The sequence below is a fragment of the Lactiplantibacillus sp. ME-2 genome, assembly GCF_022549155.1.
GTDB classification, from domain to species: domain Bacteria; phylum Bacillota; class Bacilli; order Lactobacillales; family Lactobacillaceae; genus Lactiplantibacillus; species Lactiplantibacillus plantarum.
On sequence record NZ_JAKZEQ010000001.1, the window covers coordinates 81,764 to 100,245 of the forward strand.

Genomic DNA, 18,482 nt, shown 5'->3' on the forward strand with positions numbered 1-18,482 from the left:
TAAACTAGATGACATTGTAAATCACATTAATTTCTGAATATGGTATCATTTATGGGTTAATGCAAATACAAATGAAAAGTAGGTTATGTAGTATGTATGAAATGACCAAAAAGCTCCGTGTCGGTGACGATGTTAAAGAAATGATCCCACAAGCAGTGATTGCCGGACTTTGGGACCGTCTCAAAGCGATGCGCAAAGAGAAATTATTGATTGATAGCACGATGGCCATCATGTTCAGTGACGATTACGAAGACAATAAAATTTTCTTCATGACACTTCAAAAATCCGGCTCATTCGCCAATGAATATGAAATGGCCTATGATGGGCCCAAAGACTTCCTCGGCCATGGGACGATTGTTATTATCAAAGACCGTCCCCGTACGATTCAAATGAGCATCTCGGATGCTAATAAAGCTGAAGACACCACTGACGATGCGACTGATGAGCAAAAGTAGGCTCGCACTTTAAATCACATCATGATTGCTAATAAGCTGCTCAGGTGGTGACCGATGTTCACTGACTACCCCGAATTTGTACCTGGTTATGCTACAGACTTTCAGATTCGTGCTCACTTAGGTTGTCACGACTGATTGCTAGCTCTATCAACTAGTTGAGACAGCACCTTGCTAACAACACCCCTAAGTGTGCAAAAAAATCCGTTGTCATCAATGTGTATGTACCGAATAAAAGCACCGTCAGGATTCGCTGACGATGCTTTTATTTATTGTATTTCGATCTTACCTTCGCTATCCGCAACGGTTTTTGGCAACGTCACGGTCAGCAGTCCTGCTTGATAATGCGCTTGAATCTCTTCGCGCACGACATTCGTTAGATGAAACTTCCGGGTAAAGTCCGCGTCCATTCGTTCGCGATGGAGTACGCGCCCGTCATCGTTGCGATCGTCTTGCGACCGGTGCGCCCGAATAGTTAGCCATTCGTCAGCATACTTCACCGTAATAGCGTCCTTATCAAAACCGGGTAATTCTGCCGTTACGGTGTAATCATCGTCATGTTCAACCACGTCCGTTTTCATCCCAACGTGTGCGTTTAAGACGTTCTCTGCTTCCCGGTGAGCCCGCTTCAATAATTTGGTGGGCTTTAGTAGATCATCCAGATGATGACCGAATAATTGCTGGCGCATGTCAATAACCTCCGTATCAAATCAATTATTAGTAAGCCTGTTGGTGAATGGCTTCAGCAAGTAAATCTAAGGCATGGTCACGCGTGCCAACTTGGTCCATATCAAAGATGATCGAATCAATGTCGCCACCCTTGAAATCAAATTGTTCGAAGTAGATGTACGGGTCTTCGCCTTCAACTTTTAGGAAAGCGGCTTCAATCTTTTGATCAAAACCGGCCGCCCAATCCGCATCGTCCATCTGATTGAAATCTGCACGGGTCACGTAACCACGGTCACGAATTAAATCCATCGCTTTTTTGACATCACTATCTTGATAAACCAATTTCTTCGAATCCTCATGAATCTTAGTTTTCGTTTCTACTGGCATCATTAAAGATCTCCCTTTACTTGGTATACCCTTAGTTTAGCACCATTCATTGGAAACGTTAACCATCTTTCTCGCAATCGCATTATTTGGGCTTAAAGGGTTGCCAGTAGGCCCGCTGACTACGATAGACCAATTAATTAACCGTCGCGGGGGCTGACAAAACGGGTGATAAGCCTTATAATATTAGCTACTTCGCGTTATACTTAAAGTAACTAATATTATGAAATGAGGAATGTTTCTTTGGACAGTGGCCAGATAATTTTAAATTTAGTCATTATTGTCATTACGTTCTTCGTCGCGGCTTTCTTTGTGGCCTGTGAATTTGCACTCGTTCAGACCCGCCCTAGCGCTCTCGAAGAAGAACAAAAAAAACGTGATAAACCGTCAAAACGGATCGCAACTTCTTTGCACATGGTCCGCAACCTTAACGAGTATCTTTCAACCACCCAAGTGGGGGTCTCGTTAGCTGGTATCATTTTAGGTTGGATTGGTGAACAAACAACTGAACACTTTGTGCTTGATTTCTTATCCCTCTTCAACCTATCCGTCTCAACCACGGTATTACGAGGTATTAGTATCGTCATTGGGGTTTTCCTACTGACCTACTTAGAAGTGGTCTTAACCGAAATCGTGCCTAAAAATATCGCAATCGACATGCCACTCAAAGTAATGGCAGTCATTACGACACCATTACGGTGGTTCCACGTGATGTTCTACCCCTTTGTATGGTTGTTGAATGTCTCATCAGCTGGCGTCGTCAAAATGTTAGGCATCCCAGTTGCGAATGAAGATAATGATGTTTATTCACAAGCCGAAATTCTTAACCTATCACGAAATGCCGTAACTGGCGGTGAGCTTGAACGTAACGATTACCTTTACATGGAGCGGGCATTTGAGTTCAATGACAAGATCGCTAAGGATATCATGATCGACCGTACTCAGCTAGTTGTGATTGATATCAACGATACCGTCAAGCAAGCCATTCGCGTTTATTTACAGAAACGCTTTAGCCGCTTACCCGTCGTAGCTAACAATGATAAGGACAAGATTCTGGGTTACGTTTATAACTATGACTTAATTCGCCAAGGTGAAGTTGACGATGATATTCGGGTCAATAAGTTATTGCGTAATATCATTACAATTCCTGAAACTACACCGATTCAAGCTATTCTCCAAAAGATGATCGACAAACAAACGCCGATCGTCGTCGTGGTTGATGAATATGGTGGGACCAGTGGGATCGTCACTGATAAGGATATTTACGAAGAACTTTTCGGAACCGTCAATGACGAAATCGACAATGTTTCTAACGAATACATCGAAAAGCAGGCCGATGGCACTTACCGCATCAGTGGTAAGATGACCATCTACGACTTTGAACGCTACTTCAAGACCGACTTACAAGAATTTGAAGATTCCGATGTTGTCACTTTGACCGGTTATATTTTGGATAATTTTCCTAAAATCCAAGCCGGTGATACGATTCAAATCGGTAACTTCAATTTCAAAGCGCTTGATTTTGAAAATGCTTATATCAATTGGTTTGAGATTAGCGCCCAGAGGGATAGCACACCTGACGATCAAACACAAGACTAAATATTTACACGCACTACTTAAAATGGCACTTAAGAAAGTTGATTTCTTAGGGGCCATTTTTTTGTATCCGGCGAACTTCAACTGGTCAACTTTGGTACTTTTATATGATAAGTCGTGTGAATTGCCACTAACCTGTTGTACATAAATTGGATGCGGTTGATTTAAGGGAAAGCCTACTAAAAATTAAGTTTATCTTAAGCCGGCCGTTATCACGACAAACTGCGACGATTCGGAGCCGTAGTCGTTTGCAATTAAGTAGTGCCCAGCGTAAACTAAAACTAATGTAAAACAGAAATGAGGAACTGCTGTGAGTAAATCAACAATCAATATCATTTATATCTCCATTGAAGGCAATACCCGCTCATTTGTCACTGGTATGCAGGATTACGCCAAGACCCAGCATGCAGCTGATGATAGCAACCCGTTAATTACCTTAAAAGAAATCACCGAACAGTCAGACTTTGCCATTGAGACTGAACCCTACTTCGCCTTTGTCCCAACCTACCTTGACGGTGGTAACGGCATTGACAATGGGGTTAAGGAATTGATGACCAACGTGTTAGGTGAATATCTTAACTACGATCAAAACTCACGGTTCTGTCTCGGAGTTGTTGGTTCTGGTAACCGTAACTTTAACGATCAGTACTGTCTAACCGCTCGGCGTTATGCTGAACAACTTGACACGGACATGATTGCGGATTATGAGCTTCGCGGGACTGCCGTTGATACTGAACGCGTCTATAACGTGATGAAAGACCGTTTGGCCGCCTATTTAGACAATCAAACCTTTTAATCGAATTAACCAAACAATCAAGGTCCAAGTTAGTTTTCGCTAACTTGGACCTTGATTGTGTTCACAGCACGAAGTTGACCAATCGCCTCAGTAACGACGATTTCACGCTATTCCGTTGCCTTATCCTTATCAAATATCGTGGGGCCGATGACTAGTGATTCCGCTAATAAGGTTTCATTGTACAATTTAAAAACGTACTTCTGATACTTGACCTCTCGTTGTGAAATCATATCCAAATATTGCCGTTCTTGTTCGAGTGCATTCATAAATGCTCGCATCTCTAATTCTTTTTCTGCACCAGTAAATTCCGGTCGCCGAACAACGTCAACCCAGGCACGCGCAAAATCACGAGTCCTAGTCCGTTGTTTCTGGGTCATCAAATCAAAAATGACGGATTCTTTCACATTCGACGGCAAATACATTTTCTGAACCGTATCAATCGCGTGGTGAACCATCGCCACCCGAATCTGATCAATCTCACTAGTTGCCTCATCATCAGTCAACGCCGGCTTTAGCAACCAGCGAAAAATAATCGTCGGCACGACCATACTCAGAATAATCAACGTACTGGCAGCCATTAGAACCAAGTTAAAGTCACCACGTCCGACCGCAGTATCGGTTAACGTATAGGCTAAGGCCAGCGTTACCGCACCGTGCACGCCACCTAACGCAAAAATCCATGCGGGCCGATTTTTGAAACTCAACCGCAACCGACCATAGCTGTAACGCACCAGCACATTGCTAATATACAGAACAAGCCCAATCAACAAAAAGTTCAAGGACCCATGCCCGAATTGTTCGTTAACAAGAATTTTGATAAACATGAATCCAAGAACCACAAACACCATGCTATTAAAGATTTCAGTAATCATGCTCACCAAGTCAAAAGCAAAATGAACTTGTTGTGCATTAATTAACCGGCTTCGTTGGGCTTCCGCATTATGCACTAATCCCGCAACCACAACCGTAATGATTCCAGAAACGTGAATCGCCTCAGCAGCATAATACAAAATAAAGGGCGTAATCACGTACATCAACAGCGACGCATTCAACGAATTATACGAAGAGCGTAACAATACTTGCCGAAACAGAACCATGATCCAGGCACTGACAAAACCAAAGAGTACCCCACCCACAGCTGAAATAATAAAATCAATAATCGTTTGCCCATAGTTAATATAGCCATTAGCATACCAGAGAACCGCCATGTTCAATAAGATGATGCCAGAAGCATCATTAAACAACGACTCCATTTTTAAAAAAGTTCCCTCAGTTGATGGCATCTCCAAACCGTTCGTCACCGATTCCATTGCCGTGGCGTCGGTCGGCGTACTGATAGCCGCTAGAATAAAAGCTAACGGCAAGCCGACTAATCCCAGTCCTGCCAAGCTAAATCCCGCGACAATTAAGGCAAGAATGACTAGTCCAACTGTCGTTTGGATAATGTGCTTTAATTCCTTACCAACAGCATTCAGTCGAGTGGCTTGTCCTTCAAAAAACAGGAGTGGCGCAACAATCAGGCCAATAAAGATTTCAGAATTGAAGTTTTCAATATGATTGCTCAAAACTGGAATAAAAAACAAGCCAATACCGACGATCAGACTCAAGTAGTTCACAGATATTTGCGGCATTACCCGGGAAATAAAAATACTAACAACCGCAGCCAACACCAGAATAAAACTGGAAACCATCAAATTCACGTACTCACCTCATTTTATTAATTAATTCATTTATTCTATCCGATAATGCTCAAATTGTATCGTCAATCGTCTCCATCATCACTTTCAAAGAATCAAAAAAGCTTTCAAGGCATTTGACCTTAAAAGCTTTGTTAATATCACGGGGCCCACCTGCTCCTTAACCATTTAATAAGTGTTCTCGCCGGGCGCGCCACAAGACTAACGCCAAACTACCTAACATTAAGATAGTCACCGTAATAAACAATAACGAGTAGGAGAACTGAGCCACCATCATGCCACCGAACAATGGTCCCACAGCTCGTCCCAATGACAAAGCCATGTTGTATCGACCTTGATATTTTCCGCGCTGATCATCAGCCGCCATATCATCGACCCAGGCGGGTGCAATCGGTAAGCCAATGACCTCACCGATCGTTAAAACCACCATGATAATAATAAAATCAACGTATTGCCGAGCAAACACTAATCCCAAGAATGATAAGGCAAATAGCGTAATGCCCAAGCCAATCTGAGTGCCAATCTTAAATCGTTCGTTGAATAACGCCACGATCGGCTGACTCACAATAATTAATAGCCCGTTAATCGTCCAAACTTCACTATACCGGCGGAACGGAATCCCCAAGTTGGTCATGTGCACGGAAAGAATACTTTCCCATAAGGCATAACTCAGATAAATGGTGAAAATCATCAAACAAATCATCCAGATTAATTGACGGTGATTTTTAGGCGTCACATCCCGCTTCTGCGGCGCAGCTTTCTCTGTCCGAACAGTCGGTGTGACGTTAAAGGTACTTAGCGTAATCGCCATAAGGCCAAGGTAGCAAACTGTTGCCACCATGAACACCACATTGATACCTAGTTCCAACAAGTAACCGACCAATAATGTCCCAATAACGACCCCAACGTTGAGTGCTAAATAAAGCATGTTAAAAACATACCGGTTGGATCTAGTCGTTACCGTTGCGGCATAGGCATTGACGACTGTCATGCTGATACCATCACCAAAGCCGACAATGATCAAGCCAATCGCGTAAGGCCACAAACTATGCCAGAAAATCAACGTTGTTAAAATTGCGGTCGAAATACCACCACCAAGTAGCGCTGTATAATATGGTCGCCAGTGATCAAACAAGCGCCCGCCAATAAAGTTACCAGCAATCATAGCCAACGACATCAAAAAAAGAATAATTCCCGAAAACGTCAAGCTTTGTTTGAGATAATTATGCATGTAGACCGTTGTTAATGGCCACATAAAAGCGGCACCCGCATTATTCAGCAAATTGGCTAGAAACAGCCACCGTAACCGAACTTCTTTTTGCATCTCCTCACCACATTTCTGATTTAAGTTTATTCATTGAGAAAACAATACCCTAAATAGTATACGCCGCCTGACCGTTTTTACCTACCAATCAGGTCGCAAAAGGTGCTGAGTAGTCTACGAAATCATTTTTACTTAAGCCGCGCTTAGCATCAAGTCTTACACTGCATGTTGTTTACAATCGCAACGCTGTAGTCGCAGCCTAGGCCCGTGCTTTGACCATTTGGTGCATTCTAAATGCGGCCCCCACTCCGCGGAGCCGTTTCATCCGTTTTAGTATTGTTCCGAGAAGCACTGACCACGTGTATACTAAAGTCAAAAAGGAGCAATTGACATGAGACTTTTCACCATTCCAGCCGAACAAACGGCATTTAGTACCAAAGAGGTTGTCGCCATCACCGGTATGACCAAGGACGCCCTCCGTTATTATGAACAACAACGGTTGATTGGGCCCGTACCACGCAACCACAACAACTACCGACAGTATTCACGTCAAAATTTAGAGCGTCTACAATTCGTTGCCACTTTTCGGCAATTAGGCCTTGATCTAAAACTACTCAGCGGTGACGGCCACATTCCAAACCGGGCCCAGCGAATCCAAGAACTGAGCGCATATCGTGCTACTGTGAAAAAGCAAATCGCTCAATTACAGGCAACTGATCAGTTTTTAGCACATAAGATTGCTTACTTTGAGGCTTCTCCAAATCATTAACCAACTTTTTTACTTTTTACTTGCTATCGTGTGGACACTATAGTTTATACTAACGGCACACTTAATCAAAGAAGGTTACGATATTATGAAAACAATTGCTATTAACCAATACGGTTCCGCAGATGAATTTACGATGGTCGACATGCCCACGACCGAACCACAAGCTGATGAAGTTCAAGTTGCGATTCACGCCTTTAGTCTCAATCCCATGGATATTGCTGGCCGGATGGGAGCCCTATCCTCACCCTTTACTGACTTATGGGCCTTTCCATTGGTCTTAGGTTGGGATTTCGCTGGTGTCATTACCAAAATGGGCAAGGCCGTCACTGGTTTTAACATCGGTGACGCTGTGTTTGGTTCCGCCGCGCCTGCCCACGCAGCTAATAACGGCACTTATGGTGAATTTATTACTGTTAATACTAAAGAATTAGCCCATCTCCCAGCAGGCTTATCATTTGATCAAGCTGCTGCTTTGCCAATCGCTGGACTAACCGCTTATTACGGCATGAAGCACAATCTTAAGCTGCAATCCGGACAGAAGATTCTGGTGCAGGGTGGAGCTGGTGGTGTTGGCCTCTTTGCAATTCAAATTGCTAAAGCCTTTGGCGCTTACGTCGCGACCACCGCTAGTGCTAATCACCGTGACTTGTTAACTCGCCTAGGGGCCGATGAAGTCATTGATTACCACGAAACCGATCCTGCCGCCGTCTTGCACGACTATGATGCCGTTTTTGACACCGTTGGTGATATTGATACTGGTCTCAAGGTCCTAAAAGCTGACGGCCAGCTCGCAACCATTGCCGGCCAACCGACGGACGAGCAGCAACATGATCAACAGAAAAAAGTTGCCTTTCAGTTCACCCAAGGCTCATCACAAGACCTAGCCGACTTAGCCCAATTAGTTGTCAGCGGTCAAGTGAAGCTAACCGTTGCGACATTACCGTTCTCCGTAGCCAATGTCATTAAGGGTCATCGATCCATCGAAAGTCGCCATACGACGGGTAAAATCGTCATTCACGTGACGGATTAACCAATCCTGCTACTCGATAAATATCTTCCGGCACCATTCTTAGTAGCTAGTCCCACTGTAAAAATGAACGTTCAGAGTTCGAAGGACTTCTGAACGTTCATTTTTATTTTAGCGGCCCAATTAGCCATGGCACACTTGGTAGCAAACCAACCAATTTAATTTAATGAATCACTTTAAACTTCGCAGCACACTTAACAACCAGTTATAATTCACGATGCCATGATGAATTTGAACTAAGTTCAAACTGTCTCAACCAGGTCGTACTAATATTAATTCGACAATCCATAAAAATTAATATTGAAATGTCCGGTTTTTGAACCTGATTGTCGACTACCACCCCTGATGATTGTTATAATATAATTAAACACTGCCAACCGGTGTAATCTTTCAACAATTGAGGTGACAACATGGCGAATAACAACTTTGGCTTGGCGTTAGGCTTCCTAGTGATTCTGTTGCTCTGGATCTATCAACGCGTGCGAATGCCTAAGATGCGCTCACTCGCTGGCTACATGTCGCGACGCGCGATTGAAAATGAGGAAACATGGCGGTTCGCACAACGCTTCTATTCAATGTTTGGCATCGAAATCTTTTCCATTTTGTTAATCGGCGCGATTATTGGTGGTCTGTTCAAGATTCCGCTATTGCAAAGCTTTAATTTTCAAGCCATCGCCTTAGCGGTTGGTTTGATCATGCAAAACGTTGCAACTGAGCGTGAACTGAAACACCAGTTCCCAAAATCTCCGCAACATTAGTACTTTATAATTGACCATCACCACGTATGGTTTAATATTAATACGGTAGTTTAATCTGAATTAATGCTTATGAACAAGTACTTGGTTTAAAATATTCTTAGTAAAGAAGTGAAATTGATGAGTAACGAAAAAATTGCCTTATTCACCATCTTTGGCGGTACTGGTGACCTCGCACAGCGTAAACTGTACCCGTCACTATTTAAGCTCTATCAAAAGGGCTATCTCAAGGACCACTTTGCCGTTATTGGGACGGCTCGGCGTCCTTGGACTGATGATCACTATCATGAAGTTATTAGTGACTCCCTAGCTGATCTGAATGCTGATCAGGAAACGGTGACGCAATTTGCGAGCCATTTTTATTATCAATCGCATGACGTTACTGATGCTGAACATTACCGAACTTTGAAAAAATTATCAGAAAAGCTGGACGCCCAATATGGTTTACAAGGCAACCGGATCTTCTACTTAGCAATGGCACCAAACTTCTTCGGTACGATTGCCCAACACTTACGTTCCGAAAATATTCTGACAGATAACGGTTTTAACCGCGTCATTATCGAAAAGCCTTTTGGTCATGATTATGAAAGTGCCAAGGAACTTAACGACCAATTAACGGCTACTTTTAACGAAAATCAGATTTATCGAATTGACCACTACCTTGGTAAGGAAATGATTCAAAATATCACGGCCATTCGTTTTGGCAATAATATTTGGGAATCATTATGGAACAACCGTTACATCGACAATGTCCAAATTACGTTAAGTGAAAAACTGGGTGTCGAAGAACGGGCCGTTTACTATGATAACAGCGGTGCCTTGCGGGATATGGTCCAAAATCACATTTTGCAAATTTTGAGTCTGTTAACAATGGATCAACCAGTTGAATTCACTGAAAATGATATCGACGTGGAAAAGGTCAAGGCTTTACGGAGCTTACGACCACTTAAACCAGAAGAAGTCGCAACCAACTTTGTCCGTGGTCAATACGGTGCCGGCGATGATGCTAAAGCTTACCGCGACGAAGATAAGATTTCATCAGATTCTAACACCGATACTTTCGTCGCTGGTAAAGTCATGATCGATAATTATCGGTGGTCCGGAGTGCCGTTTTACATCCGGACTGGGAAACGCTTAGCCGATAAGTTCACGCGAATCGACGTGGTGTTCAAACGGCCAGTCGTCAATATCTTCAATCATGAAGACGTCCGAGCTAATGACGACGCAGCAACCAGTCTCGATCCAAACATCTTGACAATCAACGTTGAACCGACTGAAGGCTTCGAGCTCCGCATGAATGCTAAAGCAATCGGCCAAGGCTTCGCAACCACCCCGGTCAAGTTGAATTATTCTCACGATGCTGAAGCCACGGCTGGTAGCCCAGAAGCTTACGAACGTTTGCTTCACGATGCCTTAAATGGCGACGCAACCAACTTCACCCACTGGCAAGAGGTTGCCGATTCGTGGAAATTCGTTGACGTCATTCAAAAATACTGGGATGAACATCAACCCGAATTTCCAAACTACCGCCCTGGTACAATGGGACCAGATGCGGCCGATGAATTATTACGTCAAGATGGTCACCGCTGGGTCTACCGCAACTAGCCGTCCTAGCGTATTCACTTAAATGGCTTAATTAAAAGAACCAGTTACCAACACTTGCCTAACAACGTGTTGATAACTGGTCCTTTTTATATCGCTTTAACAATTGGATGGGTTGCTGCCCATCGGCAATACACGTTTATTTTGCTCTTCGGGATTGCGCCTGCGGATTAGCTTAACTAGCGTCGCAATAATCCCTAACACCACCCATTCCGCTTATAAACGCCTACCCTACCAGTTGTTCACAAACTTGAATCAACCGTTTGACACCGGTCGTCAACTCTGACAGTGTCAGCCCGGCAAACCCTAACAAGTAATAGTCCGCCGTGGGCATGTCGCGCCAATTGGAGTTAAGCGGATAAATCCGAACCTGTTGCCGTTCTAGGGCTTCTAATAATTTAGCCTGTGCAATGCCTGGAATCTGAACAACTAAGTGTACCCCCGCGCCGGTTGCAATTGGTCGGATCTGCTTAGTTTGCGCTAACTGGTGACAAAGTACCCGATACTTTTGTCGATTAGCAGCTCGGTTTCGACTAAGGTGCCGATAATACGCCCCATCTTCAAAATAATTAGCCATTGCTTGTTGTAACAGGCCGGCCACCATTTCAGCCCGATATTGATACCGTTGATGATAAGTTGCCACCAGTTGTGGTGGTAAGACCAAATATCCCATCCGTAATGTCGGATCAATTCCCCGCGAAAATGTCCCCAAATAAGCCACCTGATTAGCCGTTGCTAGCGACTGTAGCGCGGGTAATGGGTGCGCACTGTATCGGTATTCACTATCATAATCATCCTCAATGATGAGATGCTGAGTCCCCGCCCATTGTAACAACGCTAATCGTTTCTCGATGGGCAAGACGACTCCTAATGGAAATTGATGGCCAGGGGTCGTATAAATGATCTGAGAATTACGCGCACGAACTTGTGTCAAATCGAGCCCATCTTCCGTCACTCTGATGGGGACCGCCGTCTGTCCATAACTAGCCGCCAATTCGGATAAACCGCGGTAGCCTGGATTCTCAATTCCGACCGTTCCGCGTGGCAAGATACTAAGTAGAATACTGAGACCTGCCTTAGCCCCACTCGTGATGACAATCTGGTCCGCTGTGCACCGCACACCACGAGTCGTTTTCAAAAATCGAACCAAGTTTTCACGTAAAGCCGGTAAGCCCTGCGCATCCGGATAAACGGCCGTTGGTTGCTGCTCAGTCTGACGCAACGCTAGTCGGACAGCCCGTTTCCAAGCGTTCCAACTTGGCGATAACAACTGAGTCACACCATACCGAAAATCATAAGTGAACGCCCTGGGTTTAGTGGGCTGTGGCACAGTCTCCAGCGCCTGTTTAGCTGCTGGCCAGTGTGTCCGATCGCGATAAAAGTAGCCACTCCCGGGAACGGTATAAACATAGCCCTCTGCTAGCAACTGATCGTAAGCTTGTTCGACAGTGGTCTTGGAAACTCCCAAATTTTGTGCCATTTTACGAATTGACCATAACTGGTGGTTGGCTTGAGTAGCATCATAGTCATCACGCATCTGCTGGTATAACTGAATATATAACGGTGTCGTTGACTGACGATTTAATGGCATCACACAACTGTCCTTTCATTTTTATCAAAATTGTCTATTTATAGCCGGACGATTGTTGTTTATTATAAACGGTAATCACGTTGAGAGGAAGGTCCTAATGATGAATACAAATATTCGGATCCAACAAATTCAAGTCTCTGGCATCCGACGCTTCGATGAAGCAATCAGTCAAATTCCCGATATTATCAGATTAACGGTCGGCGAACCTGACTTACCCACCCCAAGTCACGTAAAAAAAGCGGCAATTCAAGCTATTCATAATGATTGGACACACTACTCGCCACTAATGGGATTTGCCGCTTTGCAAGATGCTGCGAGTCACTACTTTCAACAGAAATACCAACTCACCTATGCACCTGAGCAAATCATTGCAACAGTCGGCGCTAGTGAAGCCGTGGCAACGACCCTGCTCACTTTACTTAATCCTGGCGATACCGTCTTATTGCCAACACCGGCTTACACGAGCTATCAACCCGTCGTTGACATCGCAAACGCACAATTAGCTCCCATTGACACAACCGCAACGGGTTATAAATTAACACCCAGTGCGTTACAAGCTGCGCTAGATGATCACCGTCGCGACCACGTCAAGGCCTTAATTCTAAACTACCCGACCAACCCCACCGGCGTCACGTACACTGATGATGAATTACGGGCTTTGCAAGCCGTCATTGCTACCGCCGGAATCTACGTTATTAGCGATGAGATTTACAGTGAACTAACCTATGAACAGCCCCATACTGCTTTTGCCACACTATATCCAAGCAAAACGATCACAATCAATGGCCTCTCCAAATCGCATGCCATGACTGGTTGGCGACTGGGATTCATCATGGCCCCAAGTAACTTGATTACCGAGATGAAGAAGACCCACCAGTACCTCGTTACTTCAACGAGTTCAATCACCCAAGCGGCTGGTATCGAAGCACTTACCCATGGTCTGGATGATGGCTCAGAAATGCGTGACGTCTATCAAACACGCCGCGATTACGTCGTCAAACGTCTGAGTGAAATTGGATTCAATTATATCTATCCGACGGGCGCATTCTATATCTTTGTCCAGCTACCACAGGATTTCCAAGGCACCAGCTGGGACTTTGCGACCCGACTCGCACACGAGGCCCAAGTTGCTGTCGTTCCTGGCTCAGCATTTGGTACGAGTGGCGAGGGTTGGTTCCGGATAAGTTATGCAGCCAGTCAATCGGCACTACGCGAAGGGCTAAATCGTTTAGCCTTATGGCGCGCCCAAACTACCACACAGGAGGATTAGCCACATGAATTTAGCATCCGCACACCTGATTACCGCTATGGTCACCCCATTTGATGACCAACAACACATTGATTTCCACCGCTTAGAGCAACTGATCGAACACTTACTTGCAACTGGCACGGACGTCTTATTAGTCGGGGGCACGACTGGCGAAGGCCCCACGTTGAGCATCGCTGAAAAACGAGATTTATACACGCAGACAGCTAGGATCGTTGCTGGGCGAGTTCCAATCATCGCTAATACGGGGACCAATGACACTGCCGCCACAATTCATTTCACCCACATTGTCAGTCAAATCGAGGGCATCGACGCCGCCCTCGTCGTTGTCCCGCCCTATAACAAACCCAACCAAACCGGGATGATGGCGCATTTTACAGCCATTGCCGAAAAATCAGACTTGCCCATTATAATTTATAATATTCCCGGTCGCGTAGGCGTTAAGATGACGGTCACGACTATTCTGACGTTGGCCCACAACCCCAACATTATTGGAATCAAACAATGTGGTTCCGATGAAGAATTGGCCGCAATTGTTGAAAAGGCGCCTAAAGATTTTCTCGTTTACACGGGCGAAGATGCTCAGAGCTTGACCACCCTCGTCTTGGGTGGTCAGGGAACGATTTCAGTGGCGAGTCATTTATTTGGAAATGAAATGGCGACGATGCGCCGCGCCTTGAACCACGGCGATATCACCCAAGCAGGGCAAATTCAACGACGTTTAATGCCGAAGATGGCAGCACTATTCACACAACCCTCACCGGCACCCGTCAAAGCGGCGCTGAACGCCCAACACTGGTTAGTCGGAAGCACGCGCCTACCAATTTTACCGTTAACCACCAATGAACAAAGTCAACTACTCAACAGCTTAAAATAATGCAGAACGGTTGGTAGTACCTGGCAAAAGCGCGTATACTGAAACTAAAATAATTAGGAAAGTGGTGACCATGATGTGCGGTTGGGCTTTTACTGGCGGTATGCCCTTTATGTGGATGGGTGGCGGCTTGGGCATTATCAGCTTACTGATTCTGTTAGCCGTTGGTGCTTACTTTTTAGGGACACGTTCACGCCATCACGATTAAAGTTCTCATTGGGATAATCAAAAAAGACTTTCAAGGCACGGCTTGAAAGTCTTTTTTGTTTCATCATCAGGGATCAGCCAACCGGGTCAAACCCTCCCCATTTCAGGTTACCTGCAGTTTTGCCTGATAGTATCAGCCCAAACGCTGATTTAGACCCGATGACTTAATTTCAAGATCGTAACGTAAGTAAGTTTACCAGCCTTAACATTGCTATTGAGTTTGTCCCCACTAACTTCATTTTCACTCACAATCCATAAGCCGATTTGAACAAACTGGCCGCCAGTCCCAATGCCCCGATTCCAATCACAATTTTAAGTAATCTGGCAGGTAAGTGGCGTACAATTCGTGGTCCTAAGCTACCACCAATTAGAAAACCAATGCCTAAGGGTAATACATAGCGCCACTGAATTGGCGTTTGTAGGCCATAAACAACGGCTGAAACAATATTGGCTAAACCCAACGCCAGATTTTTCTGAGCATTATAGACGACGAACGGTGCGGCACTCGTGAAAGACAGGATCGACAACATCAAGACACCACCCGCAGCACCAAAATACCCCGTATAAGCTCCGACTAAAAAGATGCCCAACCAAGCTAAAGCCGTCATCCATTTAGGTGTCACAACAATTTCACCGGGCTGTTTAATATGAATATGACGAGGAATCAGCACTAAAATTCCCGCAATCAAAATAAAAAATGGGACGACCTTCGCAAAGGTCGCTGCCGGGATAATAAATAACAGAATTGCCCCAACAATACTCCCAACTAAAGTCAGCGGGATGAGCGTCTTCAATTCCTGACCATGCCCCCGTAGTTCCCGGCGTGAGGCCGGCACGGCTCCAAAGCTAGTAAAGACTAAACCCACGGTGTTAGTGACATTAGCCGTAACGGGCGGCAGTCCCAGCGCCAGTAGGACCGGGTACGAAACCAGCGACGCTAACCCCGCTGCAGTGCTAACGATACCCGCAACAATCCCAACAACGACTAAAATAACGATTAACTCTCCGAACGTAAACATGTACAACGTTCCCTTCTCTCTTAATAGCCCTACAATAGCCACAACGATTACCATAGTCAAATAACCATGTTATAATAACAAATCATAATACTAACAATTAAGCATCAATTAAATAAGGACTTTAAAATGAATATTAAAGATTTGCAATATTATGTTTCGTTAACTCAGCTGAAAAATTTTTCATTAGTTGCAGCCCAATTTCACGTTAGTCAACCGACCATTTCGGCTGCTATTCGGCGCTTGGAGACCGAACTGAAAACACAATTACTAATTCGGGCTAATCCCCACTTACCCGTGGCACTCACCACGACCGGGATTCAAGTCCAACGACACGCCAATCAGATCCTATTAGAGCACCAACTGATGTGCCAAGAAGTTGCCCACACCACAACCGATCAACTTGTCATCGGGATGCCGCCAATCATTGAAATCAACTACTTTCCCCGGATTGCAAGTCAATTACCACAGGCTTTATTCAGCCAGATTCAACCTATCAGTCAAGGTTCACTCGCGGCGCTCAAAGGATTAAAAAACGGACAATTAGACTTAGCCGTACTTGCTTACCTCAATGAATTCACGGATACGACCATTCAACTCACGACGTTTGACACCCAGTCATTTAGTATTGTTGTACCAACTGACGATCCGCTAGCAACCAACTCACAACTTCAGTTCAGATCGTTGCGTCATCAGCATTTTGTGGCGCTCAAAGATAACTTTGTCCACCGCCAGGCGTTTCGTCAACTCAGTCATCAAAATCATGTTCGGCCAACGATTGTCTTTGAATCCAACGAAATCGGCAGTATCTTAAACATGGTTCGTCAGCATGTGGGCATTGCCTTATTGAGTAACGCCGTCCAATTACCGGCGGGATTACAGCGGCTCCCCCTAACTGACGCGCAAGCGCCCACGTTCAATGTCGGCGTTGCGTACCGCCACTCAATGACGTTTAGTCCAACCCAAGCCGACCTGATCCAACGACTGACCGCTGCTTTTCAATCCGTCGATTGGCACGCATACTAACCAGCACCTAAAAATCCACCGTGTAAGTTTATCAATATGATAAGCTCACACGGTGGATTTTATAACGACTGTACGTCAAGTTAGGTCGCCAAATGCAGGTCATTAAACAGACAAGTTTTAGTAACCTATCATGGTCGCTAACCCGTCTCAACCTCAGATTAAGCTTGTTGAACAGCCTTCGAGATTGGGGTATCGCCATTGATCAACGCAATGGTTTTACCGACCGTTGCAGGGGTGTGTAGCGTTTGAACTGTAAAAGTTGCGACATCATCACGCGTAATCTCACCGCCAACGTCAGGGTTAACGGTTACTTTGCCAGTACCGGCATCATTGATCAGCGTACCTGGTTGTAAAATGGTGTAATCCAATTGGGTTCTGTTTTTTAACCATTCGTCAGCATAATACTTTGCCACGTAGTACGGTTGTAATGCTCGTGGCCAACGACTCCGATCCGGTGTAAATTCAGCACTAATAATTACGTAGCGTTTAACGCCGGCAATTTTGGCTGCGACCATTGATTTGACAGCCCCATCCAAGTCAATCATTAAAGTCATATCATAACCCGTTTGACCACCTGATCCGGCTGCAAAAACAATGGCATCCATACCATTAAAAGCCAACGCTAAATCTTCAGGCTGAGCCATCAAATTGAATTGTACTGGCTGCGCACCAGCATCCTCGAAAGCCTCAGCCTGTTCTGGTTGGCGAATACCCGCGTACACTTGGTCACCTTGGGCAACTAACTTGGAAATGATTTTCTTACCAATCTGCCCATGGGCACCAATCACAAAGATTTTCATCTGGGTCACTCCTGTCCTTTAGTTAAGTTTCATTATAAAGCTTACCAGGACAAAAAAGTATCATTCTGTTCCTGATTTGTCCAGTTTACAAAATTGGCTTATAATATGAGCATCTAAACGAGAGTAGTGATAATTCATGTCAAAATATATTCGTCAAGCTACTAGTGCTGACTTACCAGCCATGATGGCTATTATCGAACAGGGCAAACACGCCTTGGCTGCCGATCAGATTCCCCAATGGCAAGATGGTTACCCGTTAGCTGCTGATATTCAGGCTGACATTGATGCTAGAATTGCCTGGGTACTCATTGTCGATGATCAGATTGCTGGGACGGCTGCACTGCTAACAACACCTGACCCCAATTACGCTATTATTTATGATGGCAGCTGGGCGCCTACTGAGAACCACCGCTATGCCTCGATTCACCGTATTGCTATTGCCAATGGTTACCACGGACAACATCTGACTGACTTTTACTTTAGCAATCTCATTACCATGAGTTACCAACTCGGCTTTCGTCAACTCCGAATTGATACGCACTTGTTAAACAAGCGAATGCAACACATTATTACCAAAGCTGGCTTCGAATACCGTGGTATCGTCTACATGAATCATGACAACAACGATCAACGGAATGCTTATCAGTTACTACTATCCTAATATTTGTCAGCCACGCGGCATTTGGCTTT

Annotated in this window: 18 protein-coding genes; 11 read left to right on the top strand and 7 right to left on the bottom strand. The window is 44.8% G+C overall.

What is annotated here, in order from left to right:
- Positions 1-92: 92 nt before the first annotated feature.
- On the top strand, positions 93-455 hold the full coding sequence (locus MMY95_RS00400) for a hypothetical protein (RefSeq protein ID WP_021356260.1): 363 nt from the start codon (positions 93-95) through the stop codon (positions 453-455).
- 266 nt (positions 456-721) lie between these two features.
- On the opposite strand, the gene MMY95_RS00405 is transcribed toward MMY95_RS00400, so the two are convergent.
- Positions 722-1,141: an Hsp20/alpha crystallin family protein gene (locus tag MMY95_RS00405; RefSeq protein ID WP_003642631.1), complete on the bottom strand. Its 420-nt coding sequence runs from the start codon at positions 1,139-1,141 to the stop codon at positions 722-724.
- Positions 1,142-1,169: 28 nt separating this feature from the next.
- Positions 1,170-1,511 (bottom strand): hypothetical protein, encoded by a 342-nt coding sequence (locus tag MMY95_RS00410; protein ID WP_003642630.1) that lies wholly within the window; start codon positions 1,509-1,511, stop codon positions 1,170-1,172.
- A gap of 237 nt (positions 1,512-1,748) precedes the next feature.
- On the opposite strand from MMY95_RS00410, the gene MMY95_RS00415 reads away from it, so the two are divergent.
- On the top strand, positions 1,749-3,104 hold the full coding sequence (locus MMY95_RS00415) for a hemolysin family protein (RefSeq protein WP_241277447.1): 1,356 nt from the start codon (positions 1,749-1,751) through the stop codon (positions 3,102-3,104).
- Positions 3,105-3,411: 307 nt separating this feature from the next.
- A complete protein-coding gene (nrdI, locus tag MMY95_RS00420; protein ID WP_202861124.1) occupies positions 3,412-3,897 on the top strand; it encodes a class Ib ribonucleoside-diphosphate reductase assembly flavoprotein NrdI in 486 nt (161 codons plus the stop codon).
- Positions 3,898-4,004: 107 nt separating this feature from the next.
- Here the strand turns inward: nrdI and MMY95_RS00425 are convergent, their stop codons facing one another.
- On the bottom strand, positions 4,005-5,597 hold the full coding sequence (locus tag MMY95_RS00425) for a sodium:proton antiporter (RefSeq protein ID WP_003642627.1): 1,593 nt from the start codon (positions 5,595-5,597) through the stop codon (positions 4,005-4,007).
- Positions 5,598-5,754: 157 nt separating this feature from the next.
- Positions 5,755-6,918 carry an MFS transporter gene (locus MMY95_RS00430; protein WP_003645896.1) on the bottom strand — a complete coding sequence of 388 codons (1,164 nt, stop codon included), beginning with the start codon at positions 6,916-6,918 and terminating at the stop codon, positions 5,755-5,757.
- Positions 6,919-7,249: 331 nt separating this feature from the next.
- Between MMY95_RS00430 and MMY95_RS00435 the strand changes: the two genes are divergently transcribed.
- The 4 genes from MMY95_RS00435 to zwf all read left to right on the top strand — a co-directional run bounded on the left by MMY95_RS00435 (position 7,250) and on the right by zwf (position 11,014).
- Positions 7,250-7,627, top strand: a complete 378-nt coding sequence (locus tag MMY95_RS00435) for a MerR family transcriptional regulator (protein ID WP_003645895.1) — start codon at positions 7,250-7,252, stop codon at positions 7,625-7,627.
- 85 nt (positions 7,628-7,712) lie between these two features.
- The gene (locus tag MMY95_RS00440; protein ID WP_003645894.1) at positions 7,713-8,657 is read left to right on the top strand and encodes an NADP-dependent oxidoreductase; all 945 of its coding nucleotides are present in this window, start codon (positions 7,713-7,715) and stop codon (positions 8,655-8,657) included.
- Positions 8,658-9,064: 407 nt separating this feature from the next.
- The gene (locus tag MMY95_RS00445; RefSeq protein ID WP_003642623.1) at positions 9,065-9,412 is read left to right on the top strand and encodes an SdpI family protein; all 348 of its coding nucleotides are present in this window, start codon (positions 9,065-9,067) and stop codon (positions 9,410-9,412) included.
- 117 nt (positions 9,413-9,529) lie between these two features.
- Positions 9,530-11,014, top strand: a complete 1,485-nt coding sequence (gene zwf / locus MMY95_RS00450; protein WP_003644713.1) for a glucose-6-phosphate dehydrogenase — start codon at positions 9,530-9,532, stop codon at positions 11,012-11,014.
- A gap of 223 nt (positions 11,015-11,237) precedes the next feature.
- Here the strand turns inward: zwf and MMY95_RS00455 are convergent, their stop codons facing one another.
- Entirely contained in the window at positions 11,238-12,602 is a 1,365-nt protein-coding gene (locus MMY95_RS00455; RefSeq protein ID WP_003645892.1) for a PLP-dependent aminotransferase family protein, read from the bottom strand.
- Between the two features lie 97 nt (positions 12,603-12,699).
- Here MMY95_RS00455 and MMY95_RS00460 point away from each other — a divergent pair, with 97 nt between their 5' ends.
- Complete coding sequence (locus MMY95_RS00460) at positions 12,700-13,872, top strand: aminotransferase class I/II-fold pyridoxal phosphate-dependent enzyme (protein WP_016527267.1); 1,173 nt, start codon at positions 12,700-12,702, stop codon at positions 13,870-13,872.
- Positions 13,873-13,876: 4 nt separating this feature from the next.
- Positions 13,877-14,746 carry a 4-hydroxy-tetrahydrodipicolinate synthase gene (gene dapA, locus MMY95_RS00465; RefSeq protein WP_241277448.1) on the top strand — a complete coding sequence of 290 codons (870 nt, stop codon included), beginning with the start codon at positions 13,877-13,879 and terminating at the stop codon, positions 14,744-14,746.
- Positions 14,747-15,195: 449 nt separating this feature from the next.
- Here dapA and MMY95_RS00470 read toward each other — a convergent pair whose 3' ends face one another.
- Positions 15,196-15,969, bottom strand: a complete 774-nt coding sequence (locus tag MMY95_RS00470; RefSeq protein WP_003644715.1) for a sulfite exporter TauE/SafE family protein — start codon at positions 15,967-15,969, stop codon at positions 15,196-15,198.
- 126 nt (positions 15,970-16,095) lie between these two features.
- On the opposite strand from MMY95_RS00470, the gene MMY95_RS00475 reads away from it, so the two are divergent.
- Positions 16,096-16,992, top strand: a complete 897-nt coding sequence (locus MMY95_RS00475) for a LysR family transcriptional regulator (RefSeq protein WP_003642617.1) — start codon at positions 16,096-16,098, stop codon at positions 16,990-16,992.
- 158 nt (positions 16,993-17,150) lie between these two features.
- Here the strand turns inward: MMY95_RS00475 and MMY95_RS00480 are convergent, their stop codons facing one another.
- Positions 17,151-17,792, bottom strand: coding sequence for an SDR family oxidoreductase (locus MMY95_RS00480; RefSeq protein ID WP_053267055.1), 642 nt, complete (start codon positions 17,790-17,792; stop codon positions 17,151-17,153).
- A 136-nt stretch (positions 17,793-17,928) separates the two neighbouring features.
- Between MMY95_RS00480 and MMY95_RS00485 the strand changes: the two genes are divergently transcribed.
- A complete protein-coding gene (locus MMY95_RS00485) occupies positions 17,929-18,453 on the top strand; it encodes a GNAT family N-acetyltransferase (RefSeq protein WP_003642615.1) in 525 nt (174 codons plus the stop codon).
- The last annotated feature ends 29 nt before the right edge of the window (positions 18,454-18,482 follow it).